At 41.1% G+C, this 18,248-nt stretch carries 11 protein-coding genes; all 11 read right to left on the reverse strand.

Annotated features, from left to right (window positions below; all coding sequences use genetic code 11):
• The coding region (locus QVP90_RS13095; protein WP_288204478.1) for a glycoside hydrolase family 95 protein at positions 1-1,734 on the reverse strand (1,734 nt) is incomplete at its 3' end.
• 117 nt (positions 1,735-1,851) lie between these two features.
• Positions 1,852-2,988: an acyltransferase family protein gene (locus tag QVP90_RS13100; RefSeq protein WP_021936677.1), complete on the reverse strand. Its 1,137-nt coding sequence runs from the start codon at positions 2,986-2,988 to the stop codon at positions 1,852-1,854.
• Positions 2,989-3,723: 735 nt separating this feature from the next.
• Complete coding sequence (locus QVP90_RS13105; protein ID WP_021936678.1) at positions 3,724-4,869, reverse strand: carbohydrate-binding domain-containing protein; 1,146 nt, start codon at positions 4,867-4,869, stop codon at positions 3,724-3,726.
• A 39-nt stretch (positions 4,870-4,908) separates the two neighbouring features.
• Positions 4,909-5,691 carry a DUF2490 domain-containing protein gene (locus QVP90_RS13110; protein WP_007481635.1) on the reverse strand — a complete coding sequence of 261 codons (783 nt, stop codon included), beginning with the start codon at positions 5,689-5,691 and terminating at the stop codon, positions 4,909-4,911.
• Positions 5,667-6,356, reverse strand: a complete 690-nt coding sequence (locus tag QVP90_RS13115; RefSeq protein WP_021936679.1) for a DUF4956 domain-containing protein — start codon at positions 6,354-6,356, stop codon at positions 5,667-5,669. Before QVP90_RS13115 ends, QVP90_RS13110 begins: the two co-directional genes overlap by 25 nt.
• Before the next feature lie 75 nt (positions 6,357-6,431).
• A complete protein-coding gene (locus QVP90_RS13120) occupies positions 6,432-7,226 on the reverse strand; it encodes a polyphosphate polymerase domain-containing protein (protein WP_224206295.1) in 795 nt (264 codons plus the stop codon).
• 48 nt (positions 7,227-7,274) lie between these two features.
• The gene (locus tag QVP90_RS13125; protein WP_021936681.1) at positions 7,275-9,173 is read right to left on the reverse strand and encodes a CotH kinase family protein; all 1,899 of its coding nucleotides are present in this window, start codon (positions 9,171-9,173) and stop codon (positions 7,275-7,277) included.
• 375 nt (positions 9,174-9,548) lie between these two features.
• A complete protein-coding gene (locus QVP90_RS13130; protein WP_021936682.1) occupies positions 9,549-12,620 on the reverse strand; it encodes a glycoside hydrolase family 2 TIM barrel-domain containing protein in 3,072 nt (1,023 codons plus the stop codon).
• A 144-nt stretch (positions 12,621-12,764) separates the two neighbouring features.
• Entirely contained in the window at positions 12,765-15,089 is a 2,325-nt protein-coding gene (locus tag QVP90_RS13135; RefSeq protein WP_021936683.1) for a glycoside hydrolase family 20 protein, read from the reverse strand.
• A 22-nt stretch (positions 15,090-15,111) separates the two neighbouring features.
• Positions 15,112-16,692, reverse strand: coding sequence for a sulfatase family protein (locus QVP90_RS13140; protein WP_005930124.1), 1,581 nt, complete (start codon positions 16,690-16,692; stop codon positions 15,112-15,114).
• 500 nt (positions 16,693-17,192) lie between these two features.
• The coding region (locus QVP90_RS13145) for a RagB/SusD family nutrient uptake outer membrane protein (RefSeq protein ID WP_288204481.1) at positions 17,193-18,248 on the reverse strand (1,056 nt) is incomplete at its 5' end.

The raw sequence follows: 18,248 nt of genomic DNA on the forward strand, positions 1-18,248 counted from the left end.
CAGCAGGATTTCACGCACCACTGCATGTACAAAGGTAGTCCCCTCATCCACCGGACCGTGTTCCGGTGAAGTGGAAGGAGCAGCCGTATAAGTTCCGTCTGGTTTATGCCACAAATAATCCACTGTGAACTGTGCACTGCTTTTAAGTAGATCGTATCCCGTGCTTTTCAGGAATTCCTTGTCACGCGTATAGTCGTAATATTCCCAAATATGGGTAGCCAGCCAGGGACCTGCCATCGGATTAAAATTCCATGACATATCTTCGCTCGACAAAGGCGACGTAAAACCGAAAATATTGGCGGAAATAGAAGCTGTCCACCCACGGGCATTGAAATAAGCTTTTGCCGTTTCTGCACCGGGCTTCACCAAGCTCCGGATAAAATCAACCAACGGCCGGGTACATTCTCCTAAATTGGTGGAGCAGGCCGGCCAATAATTCATCTGTATATTGATGTTGTTATGATAATCCACACGCCAGGGACCATTCAAGTTGTTGTGCCATATGCCCTGCAGGTTTGCAGGCATATTACCCGGACGGGAACAAGCGATCAACAGATACCGGCCGTATTGATAATACAACTCCTCCAGACGATAATCGGCCTGCCCTTTCCGATAGTTTGCCAAACGCAGATTGGTAGGCAGATTCCGGGCAGTTACCTCCGGATTCAATTGTAACTTCACACGATTGAAAAGAGAAGTATAATCCGCTTCATGGGCACGATATAGTTCATCATATCCTTTCCGGATAGCTCCTTCCATTGTTTTTCGGGTCGTCTGCTCCGGATCGCTCCCCACGTATGTCTTCGGATCTTTAAAATCCGGTTGAAAATTCATCTTATAATCCGTATCGGCAGTCAACAAGAAAACTACTTCATCGGCATCTTTCACTATCAGACGATCTTGTTCTACGGTCGTCGTTCCTCCCTTCGTTATCGCTTTGATACGGATTGCAAACTTCATCCCATTATTCTCCAATACTCCAGTATATAATAATCCGTCGGTATCGTCCGCACACAGACTGCTCTTTGCCTCCGAATTCGGACAATAACGGAGTACCAGGTTCTGTTTCCCGGTTTTATTAGCAGTGAACTTCATCGCCATTACGCTATCCGGATACGAAATAAAGTATTTACGCATATACCGGGTATTATCTTTCTTAAAACTCACCACCGCCATAGCCGAATCCAGCGAGAGTGCCCGGTAATAGTCACTCATCCCTATCTCGCTCAATCCGGTTTCCACATAAATTTCTCCCATCGTAGTGAATGATCCGAAACGGAAAGGAGTCTCATCTCCCTCCTCGTAATGTGCCAAACCATTAAAGTTCTTCCGAGTCAGCAATTCTGCCTTTTTATAATCGCCATCGGTAAATGCCTGCCGTATCTCTTCCATTACCGAAGCCGACTGTTTATTCACTTTCCAATAATAGTCGGCCCCTCCGGCTGTATTCGGACCTCCTTTCCAAAGGGTCTTTTCATTCAAGGTAATCCGTTCTGCAGCTACCGAGCCTAATATATTAGCCCCTAAGCTACCGTTTCCAATCGGTAAAGAAGCATTTTCCCACTCTCTATCGGGATTCATCCCCGATCCGTCAGCACGCAACCAGATCGCCCTTCCATCCAGACTGTTCGGGGTATCGAACCAAATGGAAAGTCCCCGGGTATAATCCGTTCCCTCCGCCCAAAGCGCAAAAGATAAAAACACACTCACAAAACATAAATACAATTTTCTCATTCTCTATGCCGTAATTATTAATATTCTAAATATGAAAAATATCCTTTTTCCAGATTATCAGGTTCATTTTACTTTCTACATTCCGCCAATATATCATTTCTCCACTACATCCACTTATTAAACCTTAAGGAATAATCCACATTTATACATGGCCCTCAAAATGAAAAAGAGAATAAGGTAATTGGCAAAAGTCAACCATACTTGATAATAATCACCCAAGTATTGTTCCAACCCATAACTCACCGAAGCTGCAACACACCGAAAATTTATCACTTCACCCAACAGATAAGCCGCAATGGAATTCATTCCATATATTTTCAACCAGTTCAGCCCCCAGATACGGCCTTTATAATCAATCCAATAATAAAAAAACGCCATTAACAAAAAGCAATATCCACCGGACAACAATGTCATACTGCCTGTCCACAGACGCTTTATAACAGGCATTTGCAAACTCCACAACACTGCTACACCTATCAAAATCAATCCGGTTATCAACAATATCCTCACTACCCTTTTCCGGTTCGCCTCCCCCTCTTTCATTAGTTTTCCGGCAAAAGTTCCAAGCATTACAGTTACTCCAAATGTCAGACTGCTCCAAATCCACGTATAATTATATTGAAGTGAGAAACTCCATGTACCATCTCCATTCCAATAAACTCCATCTCGAAAACGGCCTAAAACCCATCTATCTACTTGCTCTGCAAAGTTTCCTTGGGGTGTAAAATCGCCACAAAATGTCATAGGAATCCAATATACCAGAAGTAGTAACAAGGTTATTATAATCTGCCACTTAAATGAAAAATGCAATTGGATAATAGCAGCTATGAGATACCCTACAGCAATGGCCTGCAATGTATTAGAATATAAACAAATATGCTGACTGTCAAATCCCAGCAGATTGCCCTGAACAATCATACCAAATAAAAATAGCAAAACAACCCGCCTAAAAATCCGACGATAGACAAACTGGCAGCCGGCAGAAGAAATTTTGTATTTAGACAAAGAAAAAGGCATCGAAGCCCCTGTCATAAACAAAAAAAGCGGCATTACAAGATCCCAAAGATGAAACCCAACCCACGCTTCGTGGTCAAATTGATAGACTAATCTATTCAGAAAAGGCAAATCTAATTGTTGCCCTAATGCTACAAACACAGGTTGAAAAAAAACAAGAAGAAACAAGTCAAAGCCCCGTAATATATCTAATGAAGCAAGTCGAGAAGAATTATTCTCCAATATTTTATCTCTATTCATAGTATTCATCTATTTAACCTTACAAAAGGTAGTCAACCTAAGTTTAATATAACTTTACCACATATATTCCATTGGGAAATTTACAAAATAGTTACAATGCCAGTCACTTTACTATTTTTAAAATCCATTACGTTATACTATCCAGTTCCAAAATTACAGAAATATTCTTTGTCATGAATGGATTTTCTCTACTATTCAATGATAAACCGTCAACACTATTTCCTTAATACAAAGTTATCTTTCCACTACATTCCAATTCATTGACATAACACACTTTCTTTAATAATATTACATTTGAAAAAGGAAAAGTACTAAGCCGCAACCAAGAATTCAATCCTACTCAATATATTTTCCCTCCTTCATCTATCAACTTCACTCAACAGGCCTCATACGATTTCCCATTAGTTGAAAGCCCGAACATTTCACATATACTCAACATATTTCAATATAATTTCTATTTTTATAGTTTATTATCTCTCCAGAAAGCTATACAACACTTTTATATCGAATCGATATCATCAAATATTTGAATATTATTGCAAACTTACGATGATAAATACAAAATGATGTCTAAAACTATTTTTTTATTTTCCAAAAATGTCTATAACTATAAGATTTCAAATGAAATTATACTATTCCGAACAAAATATTTTTAAAAAATAGAAAAGATTGACTTGTTTCAATTTTGCTTTCAAAAAATATTAAACAAAAGCGATATTAGGCATTAAGGGTTTATTAATATTTTATCTCAAAGAAATGTTTACTGTCGATAAGTGAAGCGTAGTCAGAACCAAATGTAAATGAGCCGAAAGCATCGATGGCACGGCCCACTTTACTATAAACATATATGTCCGCCTTTCCGAAAGTGATGTCGCCGTCCGCTTTAACGCCTTTGGGCGATACCACACCTTTGTCGCCGAGTGTCACAACGTTGAGTTCTCCGGATATTATCGAAATGTCTTTATCGGAATTGATACCCTTACCTCCCTCACCGGTACTTTTGAGGTTAAGCATTCCCGCAGTCATGATGAATGAGCCGTCACATTTTACTGCTGCACAACTGCTGCTATCATCACTCTTAACACGCGGATTGCCCGATGTGATAACCGTGGTACGTCCTCCGCGCACAATCACATCATACTCGGAATTAATGCCTTTGGCTGCCGCTACAGTCACTTCCACATTGAGTACTCCCCCCATTATCTTCACCCCATCATTAGCTTTAATGCCGTGACCAGCTGTGCTGCCGGCATTAATCACATTACCGGGACGAAACACGATATAATCATCGCTGACAATGGCATTTTTATACCCCCCTTTTACATTAAGAATTCCCGAACCACTGAATATAATTTGCCCTTCACTAAAAAAAGCCCCTTTCATATCTTCATTGCCGGACATTATGTAATGATCACCGTCGCTGAGAGTATTTTCGCTGCCGGGCGCAAGTACGAGATAGAGTGACTTACCGCACTGATTATTGAGAGCGGCACCCGAAGGATGATGCAATGCAACGCCATCCAACGTGATTTTCATTTTGTAGTCGCTGTAAATTTTGAACGAACCGTTATCACTCGAACCCTTAAGTACATACTCGATGTTGTGCCGATAAGAATGGATAGTGACATGTGCACCTTCGACAAATACGGTTACCATATCGACATCACCGCTCACTACAGCAGTCATCCCACGATAATCGACTTTGACAACAGAATAAAAATCACTGTTTTCAACGTAGTCGTTATCGTCAGAGGGAATGTTTTCGACTCCCTCGTCAAGTGGCGTAGAATCAAATTCGATATCTTTCACTTCAACTTCAGCCCCATCAATGATATGACTGAAATCGGTGTCATCATTCTCACATGACGCAAATACCACCATGACTACAAATATTATTATTGAATAGAATTTATACATATCTTAAAATTTAAACGTATAACCCATACCGAGAATATGACAATCCGGCTGATTATCATCATCGTCACCGGTAATGTTCTGCCACCGATAATAAAGACCGACGACGTGTCTTTTCCTTATTTTATAATCAGCACCGATAGTGTAGCGCATTTTAGTCAGTGACCACGAATTAAACAACTCAATATCAGTATATGGATCGAGCTTGCAATGAGGAATATCGTATCTTACACGAAATCGCGAACGTAAAACGTTCCGCCCCTTGCCACGAACTTCAGTAGTCTCCCATTGCGCATTATCAAAATCATAGCGTTCGGTAATCTTCGACGGACGATAAGTATACTGCCAGCGTTCGCGCAATGAAAGTTTCAACCTTCCTATATCGACATTCCCGGTCACGGAAAAGGAAAAGCGATGGCGTACTCCCCAATAAGACGGACGCCAATTGTTGTAGTTACCATCAGGATTCCACGTTATTTTCTCTTTGTTATTATCGTAAAGCAGGCTGTAAGCAGCAGCAACTTTGACGTAACGCATTAACTTATAGCTGCCATCCACTCCGAAACTCCATCTTTCGGGTGTCTTCGAATCGTTACGGGTGCGAAATTCGGTCTCCGCACCGACATTCCATTTCTTGTTAATTTTCTTTTCAACCCCAACCGCCGACCATATACCAAAATCGGAAGATTGCGCCTTTACACTTGTCGGCCCAAGCAACCCAACGACTAATATTGCCGCAAGAGTCGGAATGCGGGCATAACGGGTTATTGTCTTCCTACATCTGTCCATTCTTCACGGGATAATTTAAGTTCGTTGTTAATACTGTTATCGCCCACATGATCTGTCTCATAATATATTTTCACTATTGCCATATCACGTAGAAAATCAATCGCACCGATTTCAACCGAGTTAATTTTCAATCCTGTGCGATGCTCCAAGTCAGTTATCAGTTCAAGACGCTTATCGGGCGTTATAAGCGCAATACGGTCATACTGGATCAGTTTCGTCGATACATGCTTCAGTAGTATGTAACTTTCAAAGAGCCATGCGGCCAATAAGAATATGACATTCGTTACAAGAAGTTCGATATAGCTTATCGTGATGGCAAGAGCATTTATAACCGATATTGCTATGATACAAAACAGATACGTCATCTCCCTCACCGGCATAGACTCCGTACGATAACGTATTATTCCGAAAATAGCAAACAAGCCGAGTGCAAATCCGATTTTCAGTTTCACACCACCGAGCAGGAAAATCAGAAAAAAGATACTGATGCTGATAAGCATAAATGTAAAGTAATAGTCTCTCCGTCCGCTCTTAGGGTAATAGAGGCAATGAATCTTAAGCCACACCACGAGCATATTGAACGAAAATCTCAATAACATGGTAATCAGGTTATATCCTTCCATCAACGGTGTTCCCAATAAGTCTAAAGTTTCAATATCTTCCATTATGTAAAAATTATATTTGATAAATGTGTTATTCTGTATTTTTATCGATGCTTTACTAAATAGTCATTTTGTACATCAAACCATGGATATCTTTTCAATCTGCCGCAATTTCGGAAGAATCCGATTACGTTTTAAAGCCAGATTGGTAATAGCCGACCCTATGCAATATTTACTGAATCCCATCGGTAAAATACGCAAAGTACGAAGCATCTCAAGAACAGGCGAATGTACTAATCCATCACGCTTGAGCTCAATTACGGCAAGTTTTTCGAGGGACTTTATAATACCGGTGGATGTGTTAAAGAAATTCAGATTCATATCAATTGTCAATCGTTCGGTCTTTTTCTTGTTCACGAGAGTGATACGATCAAAACGAATCTCAAGCGACTCCTTAAGTGTGGCAGGGGAACAATGGAGATATTCTTTGAGAAAATCGACACAGTTTGGTTTATCATCATGAATGTCATCGGAAAATATAATGTTGTATTGCGGTTTAGACGGATCAAATGTATCAACAGGTATGCGTTTTTTATCAGTCCGTCCACGATTGTTCTTTGTTTTCACTTCAAGAAAATTATCCCCCGAGTCGACATACGAACGAATACGTATCTTCTGGCGATTCAATTTACCATTTTGATGGGCTACGTACATATCGAATGTCTTTGTGTCAAAATACACCGAATAGTATGACAATATCCGCATTCCACCGGTTTGCTGTACAAAATAATCGTTCTTTGCCATAAACAACAGTTCACGAACCCTTTCGATACCGGCAACAAATTTGGTATCCGTCCGGTTCATCAAACTTATTCCACTCATCTCATCGAGCGTTATCGGGCTATAGACATTCAAAATATCCCTCATGTTCATTCAGCAATCGTTCAAAATTGTTTCTGATAATGTGTCGATAGCTCCCCCCTATTCTCTCACAATCACTTTTTGAATCTGAACCCGATTGTCAAGCCTAAGTTGTACACAATATATTCCGGACACCAATCCGCCAATTTGCAACTGTGATGTTTCCGAAGAGGTAATGAAACGTCCTGCACCATCGAACACAGCAATTACACCTTTATCGTTATTGCCGGAAACACTGGCATTTATACTTCCTGCACCGGTATAAACCTGCAGGATGGCATCAGATTCCTCCATAGCAGGAGACGTTATACCCGTCGGGAAATTTACCACCGCTTTTTCGAAAAGGTCGTGATAAATTTCAAAATACGATTTCATATAATCTATTTCTTCGTACACGTCTCCGGCATGTTCGGGCCAACGGGCTTTTTCCCGTGCCCATGCACCGCTATTTGTGAGTTTATCGGCATAGGTTTTCATACGTGTGTATACCGCTTCAGGAGAGAGGAGGTTATCTTTCAGCATATTCCAACGATGCCGCAATCGAGTTTTATACTCAAGGGGATTATGCTGCAAAAGAGTGAAATACATGCCGTTTTTCGGGGAGCAATGTTCCCCGAAAGGGTGCCATTTGGGATCATCGGTTCCGTGAATGTCTCCACCGGCAGTGCGCCCCAGACTTGCATCCAGATCCCAAGGAGTGAAAAGAATATTATGCCCTTTCTCCAAATTACGGATACTGTAAAGCAGATTTTTACCCCAGTTATCCTGAAGGCAAAATACTTCGCCGAATATCTGATAATTGACCACATTGTCAATATAAATCCATTGGGGCAATGCTGCCGTGAGACGTCCTTTGGCTCCTTCATCGTATTTCCCATTATTGGCCGGAGAAATCAGGTCGATGAATTGCTTGAGCAGTTCCCAATTAGCCTGAGAATTATTGTCGTCGGGATATTCCTGAGAAACATATCCCCAATACAATGTGTCAGCAGGATATTCTTTGGGGTATGAGTTAAAAGTACAGATATCTTGCATGAATCTCCCCTTCCACAATATGCCACGGGAACCCGCGTAATTACCGTCGAAATCGGTACGCGATTTCTTCAAATTAAGCTGTTTACGGTCGATTTTATCGGTAAGGCAGTAAAGCCCGAAGTATGAACCGTTGAACAGTATCTCGACATGCATGCCGTGGGTGCCATTGGCCTGAAAAGGTTTATCAGAGTCTTTGTCGTAAGGCAGATCGTCCATATCGTTCCAAATATCAAACAACAAGCGGTTACGCATCCGTGCATGGTCGGCATACATTGCATCGAGAATCCATCCGTCATCATCGCGCATACCGAGAACGGTGGCATCTACCTTATCTTCGTAAGCATCATCATACAGGCTAACAGTGAATGATTTTTTACTATATCCACCCGATGTCGCACCACGAATGCGGGATTTTGTGTTTTGGCTAAATACATATTCACCATCCGTACGTTTCAGAGGATCGACAATCACGATATGCCCATCTGTTTTTTTACGGGGATTTTGATAATACAAATCTTCACTGTTACGCACGGCAAGCATTGCTTCCAAGTCTGAATCGAAACAGATAATCGGCAGCGTGGTGAACATCAATCGCCATGTACGCTGTATTCCTTCACGAGTCACAGAAAGGGTATGGTTACCCGTCGCATAGTCAGCAACGGTTATTACAGGATTGTCGGTGGAGATATTCTGTCCATCGAACAGGATTTGTGTCGCTCCCGGACAACTAAGGATTGCTGTAAATGCAGATCCTTTGTCAGGGTCTATGGCGAAGAATAAACGTTCCTCCCCATGAGTGTTCTCAATAACAGCCGGAACTCCATCTAACGTGATATCACTGATGTACGAAGAAGATATGGTCACCCCTTGTACATAAGTAATCAAAGTGACCGCCAACATGAAAAATACAAGTATCTTTTTCATTGTATTTTATAGATTTAGAATAGTTTAGTCAACAAATATATTGCTTTTATGGTATGAAACCAAATTTTACATAAATTAAAATATCAAAATCATGTAAAAGATCGAAAACATTAAAAAGTGAAAATAATAACAAATGGTATTTTTAAATTATAACGCATAGGGTATACCCATCCATTTGGATATACCCTCATCTTAGAGCATATTTAAACTTTCTTCTTAAAAGTATTTACCAGTTTATTTAAGCAAGGCGACTTATACTATCTTACAGCAAAACCCTCTATAAACGATTATACAATTTATAGAGGGTTTATATTTTCATATATCCTACTGCTTAACAAGGATTCACACTGTAAGGCAATATATAATTACCTTCTATTATTCTCTATTCTTCACCGGATAAATAATGAAATCAAAAGTTTGTTTTGTCAATGGAACCAGATACTGTGACTGCACTCCCGGCCCGCAAGTTGCGGTACCTACACCTGCCTGTTTGGCATCCAGATGTACGGTTATCTTTCCATTACGTTCCAGTTCATTGATATGGCGTGCTTTCTCCACCATTACATCCGGGAAAGCAATGGTGCTAAACTGAAACGGAGAATCCGACTCTACCCAACAACCCTTACCGGCATCATCCGTCAGTTTCATCCAACGGACATCCGTACGGTTTCCCGTAGATTGAGGTACCACATAATAATGGAACATACGCTCCGGAGTCGTTTCATAAATGCCGATTTTACCCGACTGATTCCGGTCGATATAGGTTTCGTGTTCACCTCTTCCCAAATAAGTTATATGGTCGTATGCATCCTCCACTTCGAATGTCAGCCCCAGGCGGGCCATTGATTTTACCAATGTCGTGTCGGGCTGGAACGTGGTCCGTACTTTCACAGAGCCGTCACGATTCAACGTATAGGCAAAAGTAGCATCGCCCACCTTCTCCCCTTTTGCATTCAGGATATCGACCTGTGCGGTAGTCGATGTTTTGCTTTCTTTCAAGGAAACCACTTTTTGAGTCAACGCATCCAATCCGGCAGCCCTCCATAATTTAGCTCCCATCTGATCGCGATTGTCATTATCTGTGGCCGGACGGAACAAGCTCAGTGTCATCGGACTCCCTAATAACTCTTCTCCATCCAGACAAAGAGAATTCAAAGCACCTGTTGCCTTATCAACCGTAAAAGTCGTATTTCCGGCTTTATCCGGTCTGTATCCACGAGCATTTTTAGATACCGGAAGTACAAACTGGTCATAAGCTACCTCCCAATCGGTATTTACCAACGGGGTGGCTTCCTGTCGTTTCCAACTCAAATTAAGATAAGCCTCGCGGAGCGTTTTCGGAAGTTTGACATCTCCCAAAGTAACATCTACCGTCGCATGAGGAGCACAAGCAACCTCTTTCGTACCTTCGGCAATTATTGTTCCGTCATCACCGGTTACATTCCAATTCAATACATATTCATTCAAATCGGAGAAATCGAACCAGTTTTTCACACGAACCGTCAAATCCTTCTTGCCAATCAATGTGCTCTTGATATTCTGATAGATTTTCTTCACTTCCAACAGATGGGGATGAGGTTCGCGAATGGCATTTACAAGTCCGTTACAGCAGAAATTGCCGAAACTGGGAATATCTTTCGGACCGTAATCACCACCATAAGTCCAATACCACTTACCATCCTTGTCGATTTCACGGAACGACTGATCGACCCAATCCCAAATACAACCACCCTGGGCCATCGGTTCACTTTCGAACACATCCCAGTATTCCTTCATGCCGCCACAACTGTTGCCCATGGCATGCAGGTATTCGCAAAGGATGAAAGGACGGTAAATGTCCTTACGGGACACGTAATCTTTAATCACATCCACGCTCCGATACATGCGGCAATAGATATCCGTATTATAATTTTCCTCCGCACGTTCGTACTGTACAGGACGATTCTTTTCTACCGATTTCAACCAGTCATACGTACGTTCGAAATTAATTCCATTTCCGGATTCGTTGCCTAAAGACCAGATTACAATAGCCGGATGATTCTTTGAACGCTCGTACATGCGGTGCGTACGATCCATATGTGCCGTAAGCCATGTGCTGTCCTTGGCAAGAGAAGCAGAACCGTAACCCATACCATGCGATTCGATATTGGCTTCGTCGATCATATAAAGGCCATAACGGTCGCAAAGCTGATACCAATAAGGATGGGTCGGGTAATGAGAGTTGCGGACGGTATTGATATTGTGTTGCTTCATCAATTTAATGTCTTCTTCCATCAATTCTTTGCTGACTGTACGGCCCAACTGGGAATGCTCATGACGGTTGACCCCCTTTACCAATACAGGTACACCGTTGATGCAGAAACGTCCGTCTTTTATTTCGGAAGTACGGAAACCAACCTCACAACCTGTTATTTCGATAGTCTTTCCACTCGCGTCTTTCAATTCCAATATTAACGTGTACAAATTCGGATATTCGGCACTCCATTTTTTCACATCGGGAATACGCTGTTCATCGAATGTAATATAGTTACTCAATCCGCGCGACTTTATATCCTGACTTCCTTGCAGGACCGTTTTATTCGAAGCATCTTTCAGTGTATAACCAATGGAAGCTATCCCCGATGCAGGACCGGCAACCGTCACATCCAAATTAAATATCCCCTCTTTATAATATTCCTTTTCAAGAACAGAAGTCACCTTATAATCGGCAATGTACTGTTTCGGAGTACTGTAAAGATACACATCCCGCTCAATTCCACTCAAACGCCACATATCCTGGCATTCCAGATAAGATCCTGAGCTCCAACGATATACTTCAAGTGCGATCGTATTTTCCCCATTTACCAGTTTATCTGTGATGTCCCATTCCGCAGCTGTCTTAGATCCTTGATTATATCCCAAAAACTCACCGTTTACCCATATATAATAGAAGGAAATAACTCCTTCACAACAAAGAACGACACGACGCCCTTCCCATCCGGCGGGAACGGTAAAGGTTCGCCTGTAAGAGCCTACCTCATTCTCTTTATAAGGAACCAGAGGAGGATTCTTTTTGAAATTGAACATCTTATCATCAAATTCATAGGCCTCATTAACATAAATAGCCGTACCATACCCTTGGCGTTCCCAGTTACCGGGAACATCAATATCTGCCCATCCGCCGGTATAGAAAGCAGGTTTATAAAAATCTTTCGGACGATTATCTGGATTCTTTACCCAATTAAACTTCCATTTACCATTCAGGCTCATATAATAAGGAGATTGCTCATAAGCACCTTTTTGTACTTCCGAAGCACTGCCATAAGGCCACACATAAGTGTGAGGAGCCAATTTATTCAACCCCACGGCATACTGGCTCTGCCATTCAGGCTGTTGCTGTGCCGTAACAGGAATGATAACCGGCATTGCCAGTATCATCAATAAAAATGATTTCAATGAGTTATTCATCGTTTTTATGTTTTTAAAATTAGAAACTGGTAGTTAGGAGTTAGAAGTTAGGAGTTGGAAGGTAGAAGGTAGGAAATATGCCGTTTGTGACTGTCACGCCGCAAGGATTCTAACTACCAGCTACTAAATTCTAAAATCTAATTCTCACTCCACCATCACCTCGTCGAACATCACCCGGGATTCCTGCCCCGGTCGTACATGATCCTCCGGACATGCTCCGGGGCCCTCAGCCGTAATACGGATATAGCGAGCCTGTATACCGCCCATATCCAATGATAAGTCTTCGATAAAATTACCCTCCCGGAAAATTTCTTCGGAAGTAAAGTTCAATATTCCTATTTCACGGAACTTACGGTTATCATCAGAAACTTCCACTTTGACAACAGCAGGCTTATGAATAGCCATTCCATAATTGGTAATACAGCCTAAAGTTAATGTATTCAATATCTCTTTTTTCTGTAAATCAATTGTAAAGGAAATGTGATCGCTCTTTTCCCAAGAAGACCATTCATAATCGGTCTGTTTCAGACTTCCACGTATCCCGTTCGTCATCACTATCTCATTCTTGTTATCTCCAAGTACAGGCTTACCGGTAGCCTTATTCCAAATAACAGGTAAAATCAGCGTCTTTCCCATCTGTTTCCCATCTTTAAAAGTAGCACATCTCAATACTTGTGCATTTTTGACAGTCAGACATTGAGTGTAACGAGGTGATTTTACCGAAGGTTCCCTATTATCCAATGTATAGTGTATTTCTACATCCGGACGAATACATTCCAGATTAACCTGCAACGCTCCATCTACCGGTGTCACGGTGTGCTGAATGTTATACATCGAACGGGAATAGCCCACCCCTTTAACCGCAATATGGCTGTTATAAACATCCAGTCCTTTCAAAAAACCGTTCCAATCTTTCAACTCCGGTTTTGTCCAAGCCCTCTCGGCCACTGCCGCCAAACGAGGGAAAAGCAAATAATCCACATCTTCGGGTTTATTGCAGAACTCCGTCCACATAGACCCTTGTACTCCCATCAGAAGAGATGTATACTCCGGTTTCCAGTCTTCCTGCACCGGTTCATAGTCAAACACATTCCGCAAAGTATTATTTCCGAAATAAGTAACAGGTTCAAACCATTGTGGCCCCTGATAACGAATCAGATACATGATGCGTGCCGGGGTCATGATAAACGGATGCCCCAATTCAGCAGCTTTCAAAGCGGCCGTCCCCATTCCTTGCCAGCCCAAAATAATAGTCCCATCAGGAATCGTACTATTGGTCAATTCATCCCATCCGATTACCTCACGTCCTTTACTTTGCACATATTCACACATCCGCTTCATAAAATATCCCTGCAAATCCTCTTCGTGAGTCAGATGTTCTTTTTTCATCCGTGCCTGACAAAGAGGGCATTTTTCCCAATTCGTTTTATTAGCCTCATCACCTCCCAGATGAATATACCGGGAAGGAAACAACTCCACCACTTCATCAATTACATCCTGCAAGAAGGCAAATACACTGTCATTGCCTGCACAATAAATAATATTGGCGTGCGTTCCACCCAAACCGGGCAACACTCCTATAAAATTCTTCACTACCGGACAAGCCAACTCCGGGTAAGATGCCAACGCAGCATTGCTGTGTGCAGGCATTTCTATTTCCGGAATCACCTCGATCTGCCGTTCGGCTGCATAAGCAATCATCTCTTTCATGTCTTCCTGCGTATAAAATCCACCGACAGGAGTCGCTTCTCCCAACTTCGGATTCCTTCGCGAATGAAAAGGTACATCCCTACGATCCACGCGCCAGGCCCCCACTTCCGTAAGACGAGGATGTTTTTTTATTTCCAAGCGCCAGCCATTATCATCGCATAAATGAAAATGCAATTTATTCAGCTTCAGCATAGCCATGCAATCCATAATCCGCAACACGTTCTCTTTAGGAATAAAAAAACGGGCGGCATCCAACAACAGCCCACGATAACCAAACCGAGGTTCATCACTGATTTTCACCGAAGGTACTGTCCAGTCCGGATTCCCCCCTACATTCCGAGCATTCTCGATAGAGGACGGCAATAATAGACGAATAGTCTGCAACGCATAAAAAAAGCCTTTCGTATCCGAAGCTTTCATCACGATACGGTTCGGAGTAACTTCCAACCGGTAAGCTTCACTTTTTAAATTACGATCTGTTACACAACAAACGTCACCACCGGCTGCGCTTCCCTCTTTCAGTTGGGGTGTAAATCCGGCAGCACGGGTAAACAGTTTAATAAAATTCCTGACAACTTCCGCCTGTCCCGAATTTTCTACAGCAAACACCGTCTGATCCGAAAATCGGTAGCTCCCCTCTCCCGGTACCATCTGCACCGGGGTGGGAACAATCGAAATACTTCGTGTCAAGTCGTCAGCCTGTACTGCTATAATAGGGGCAAACAGTAATGCTATTATAATTGATAAGGTGTGTTTCATGATAAATCAACAATTTACATTTTTATTCTTTATCTCTTTCCGGAGAAAAGCGTACCGGATCATCATATTGCTCCTGTAGCTTAAGCATCTCCGTTTTAAGTTCGTTTATTACAGAATCATATTGTATATTTCCATATAAATTATGCATTTCAGTAGGATCGCTCTGGATATCATACAATTCCCACCAGTCGATATCATTATAGAAATGTATCAATTTATATCGTTCCGTACGAATTCCATAATGACGTTTTACCATATGCTCGGCAGGATATTCATAGAAGTGATAATACAACGCTTTCCTCCAATCTTTCGGATGTTCTCCTTTCAACAGAGGCAACAACGATACTCCCTGAATATCATCAGGTACCGGCGCACCTGCCAGTTCAAGGAAAGTCGGCGCATAATCGATATTCTGAACCATCTCGGTGATGTCGCCTTTACGATCGAAACCTTTCGGCAGACGCATAATCAAAGGGGTACGCATCGATTCTTCATACATAAAGCGTTTATCGAACCAGCCATGTTCACCCATATAAAATCCCTGATCTGAAGTATAAACCACCAAAGTATTGTCCAGCATCCCTTTTTCTTCCAGATAATCGAGTACGCGACCCACATTGTCATCCAATGATTTCACCGTCTTCATATAATCACGCATATAACGCTGGAATTTCCAATTGGCCAATTCTTTCCCTTTCAGGTTCTGCTTGTAAAAATCATCGATAACCGGACCGTAAAACCTATCCCATGCAGCCCTTTGATCAGTATTCATACGTCCGAGAAAACTCTCATACAAAGATTTCAAACGTGAATTCTTATCCGGACGAAGCATCTTCAAGTCGTAAATCATATCCATATCTTTCACGATACTCATCTCCTGCGCAGCAGCAGCCGGACGTCCTTCATAATCATCAAAGAAATTTTCCGGAAGAGAAAAAGTCTTATCCTCATAGAGTGCCAGATTGCATGTATCTGCCATCCAATTACGATGAATAGCCTTATGATGAATCAAAAGGCAGAACGGCTTCTCTTTGTCCCGTTTATTCTCCATCCAGTCGATAGCGTCATCCGTAATGATATTCGTCAAATATCCCTGTTTCTGAATGGTATCATTATCCTGAGTAATAAAATCCGGATTATAATAATCTCCCTGACCAGGCACGATTTCCCAATAATTAAAACCGGAAGGCAAACTTTCCAAGTGCCATTTACCTACCAAAGCTGTTTGGTAACCCACCTTTTGAAGCAGCTTAGGAAAAGTCTGCTGTGCACTATCAAAAATACAGGTAGTGTTATCATAAAATTTATTGGCACAACTATGCTTACCGGTTATCATGCAGGCACGGCTCGGTCCACTCAGTGAATTAGCCACAAAACTATTGGTAAAGCGTACTCCGTCATTAGCGATACGATCCAAATTGGGAGTTTCCATATAACGTGTATCATAGCAACTCATCATCTGAGCTGTATGGTCGTCTGTCATGATATAAACAATATTATATGGTTTTGCTTCTTCTTTCTTTTGATGCTGACAAGAAGAAGCTGCTGCCAATGTTGCTAATCCGGCAAAGGGATAAACTAATTTTAAGTCTGGTCGGTTCATTGTAAAACAAGATTAATTTAAATACAATAATTTCTATCTTTTATCTTTCAGTAATTCTATACTTAATTAGAATACAAATGTACGACAATAGTTACTAACCAATGTTCGGAAATAATTTTATATATTCCAAAAATGTTCAAAATACATCTGTTTCTGAATATTATTTGAAAAGAAAGACAAAATAATAACTAATAATGACACTAAAATTGAAAATGGGAAAACGATCTCATCTCAATCTTATAAAGTCTGGTTATCTTATAGTTATTACTAACAGAACATACAATTACTCTTTAATAGTATTTATTCAGATTAGAAATTTCATATAATATAATTTGCAACAATAAATATGACCAAATGATTATTATTCGTCACAATTTCTATTATACTTTTTCCAGCAAGTAGCAGTGAGCTCATGACTCACCACTACTTATAGTAAAACGTAAAACTTTTCCTTATATACCTATCGTTCTCCTATGAGAAGTTAGTAACGAAAAAACAAATTAATATCCATAGTTCTGATCACTGGCAGATATTGCCTCATTCGTATTCAATTCTTCTTGTGGAATAGGTAATCTAAGATTTTTCTTTAAAAAGTCTTCAGTCAAATTACCATTATTAAAAAGACGTTCTTTAAATTTATGTCCACCCAATTCAGCATTCTCTACAATGGCTCTTGTTATATGATGATTGTTCTGAATTTCTAATACTTTCTTCAGATATTCTGTTCCTCGTCTACGTACATCACAATACATTGTCTGTTCACCGGCCAATTCGACCAAACGTTCCCAGAAAATTTTATTCCTCACCTCATCCTGAGTTAAATTTCTCTCCCAATCTTTCGGATAAACCGCATTAGCCCCTCCTGACTGGCGCGCTCTCTGCAATACCTCATTTGCTATCTTAATAGCTCTTTCCGTATCACCAGATTCGTTCAGAACATCTGCCATCATAAGTAAAAAGTCAGCGTAGCGATATAAAATAAGATTCTTACGAGAGTTTTGTGCAGTAGAGTTCAGATCAATCGCTTTCTTATAATAAGCCCATCCATTGTGCTCTCCGGTAGGCTCCACGAAACGTTTCACCAACATTTGGTCCATAGATTCCAACTCTTCCACTGTAGGATTAGTGGATTCAGCACATATACTATAAGCAATCTCCACATTATGAGTAACGCGACCCTCTTTATAGATCAATTTAGGATAGGCAACCTGTTTATCACCTGTACTCGTATTGGTCCATTCCAAGAAAACTGTTTCATTATATCTCGGATCATCCGGATAGGTTCCTTTCAAATAGTCATGAAAAGCTTTCGACATACGAATACGTCCCCACGATATTCCAGTCGTAGAATTCTGAGGAGCAAATATCCAACTTCCACGATTTCCTGTTGTAGAAGATTCGGTTGAGAAATTTAACTGAAAAATTGCCTCTTTAGAATTCGAATGTTGCACAAATAAATCCGAAAAATTATATTCTAATTCAAATTTTCCATATACCAGTTCACATTGCTCCAAGGCTAAATCCCAATATGTCTTATCAGAAGCAGACTCTTTCCC

It is taken from the genome of Bacteroides sp. CAG:189 (assembly GCF_000432295.1).
Taxonomy (GTDB): Bacteria; Bacteroidota; Bacteroidia; order Bacteroidales; family Bacteroidaceae; genus Bacteroides; species Bacteroides salyersiae.

Coding starts and splice junctions, on each gene's coding strand:
- QVP90_RS13135 (WP_021936683.1), bottom strand. CDS start 15,089: ATGAAACACACCTTATCAATTATAATAGCATTACTGTTTGCCCCTATT.
- QVP90_RS13105 (WP_021936678.1), bottom strand. CDS start 4,869: ATGGTGGTATTTGCGTCATGTGAGAATGATGACACCGATTTCAGTCAT.
- QVP90_RS13110 (WP_007481635.1), bottom strand. CDS start 5,691: ATGGACAGATGTAGGAAGACAATAACCCGTTATGCCCGCATTCCGACT.
- QVP90_RS13130 (WP_021936682.1), bottom strand. CDS start 12,620: ATGAATAACTCATTGAAATCATTTTTATTGATGATACTGGCAATGCCG.
- QVP90_RS13115 (WP_021936679.1), bottom strand. CDS start 6,356: ATGGAAGATATTGAAACTTTAGACTTATTGGGAACACCGTTGATGGAA.
- QVP90_RS13140 (WP_005930124.1), bottom strand. CDS start 16,692: ATGAACCGACCAGACTTAAAATTAGTTTATCCCTTTGCCGGATTAGCA.
- QVP90_RS13100 (WP_021936677.1), bottom strand. CDS start 2,988: ATGAATAGAGATAAAATATTGGAGAATAATTCTTCTCGACTTGCTTCA.
- QVP90_RS13125 (WP_021936681.1), bottom strand. CDS start 9,173: ATGAAAAAGATACTTGTATTTTTCATGTTGGCGGTCACTTTGATTACT.
- QVP90_RS13120 (WP_224206295.1), bottom strand. CDS start 7,226: ATGAACATGAGGGATATTTTGAATGTCTATAGCCCGATAACGCTCGAT.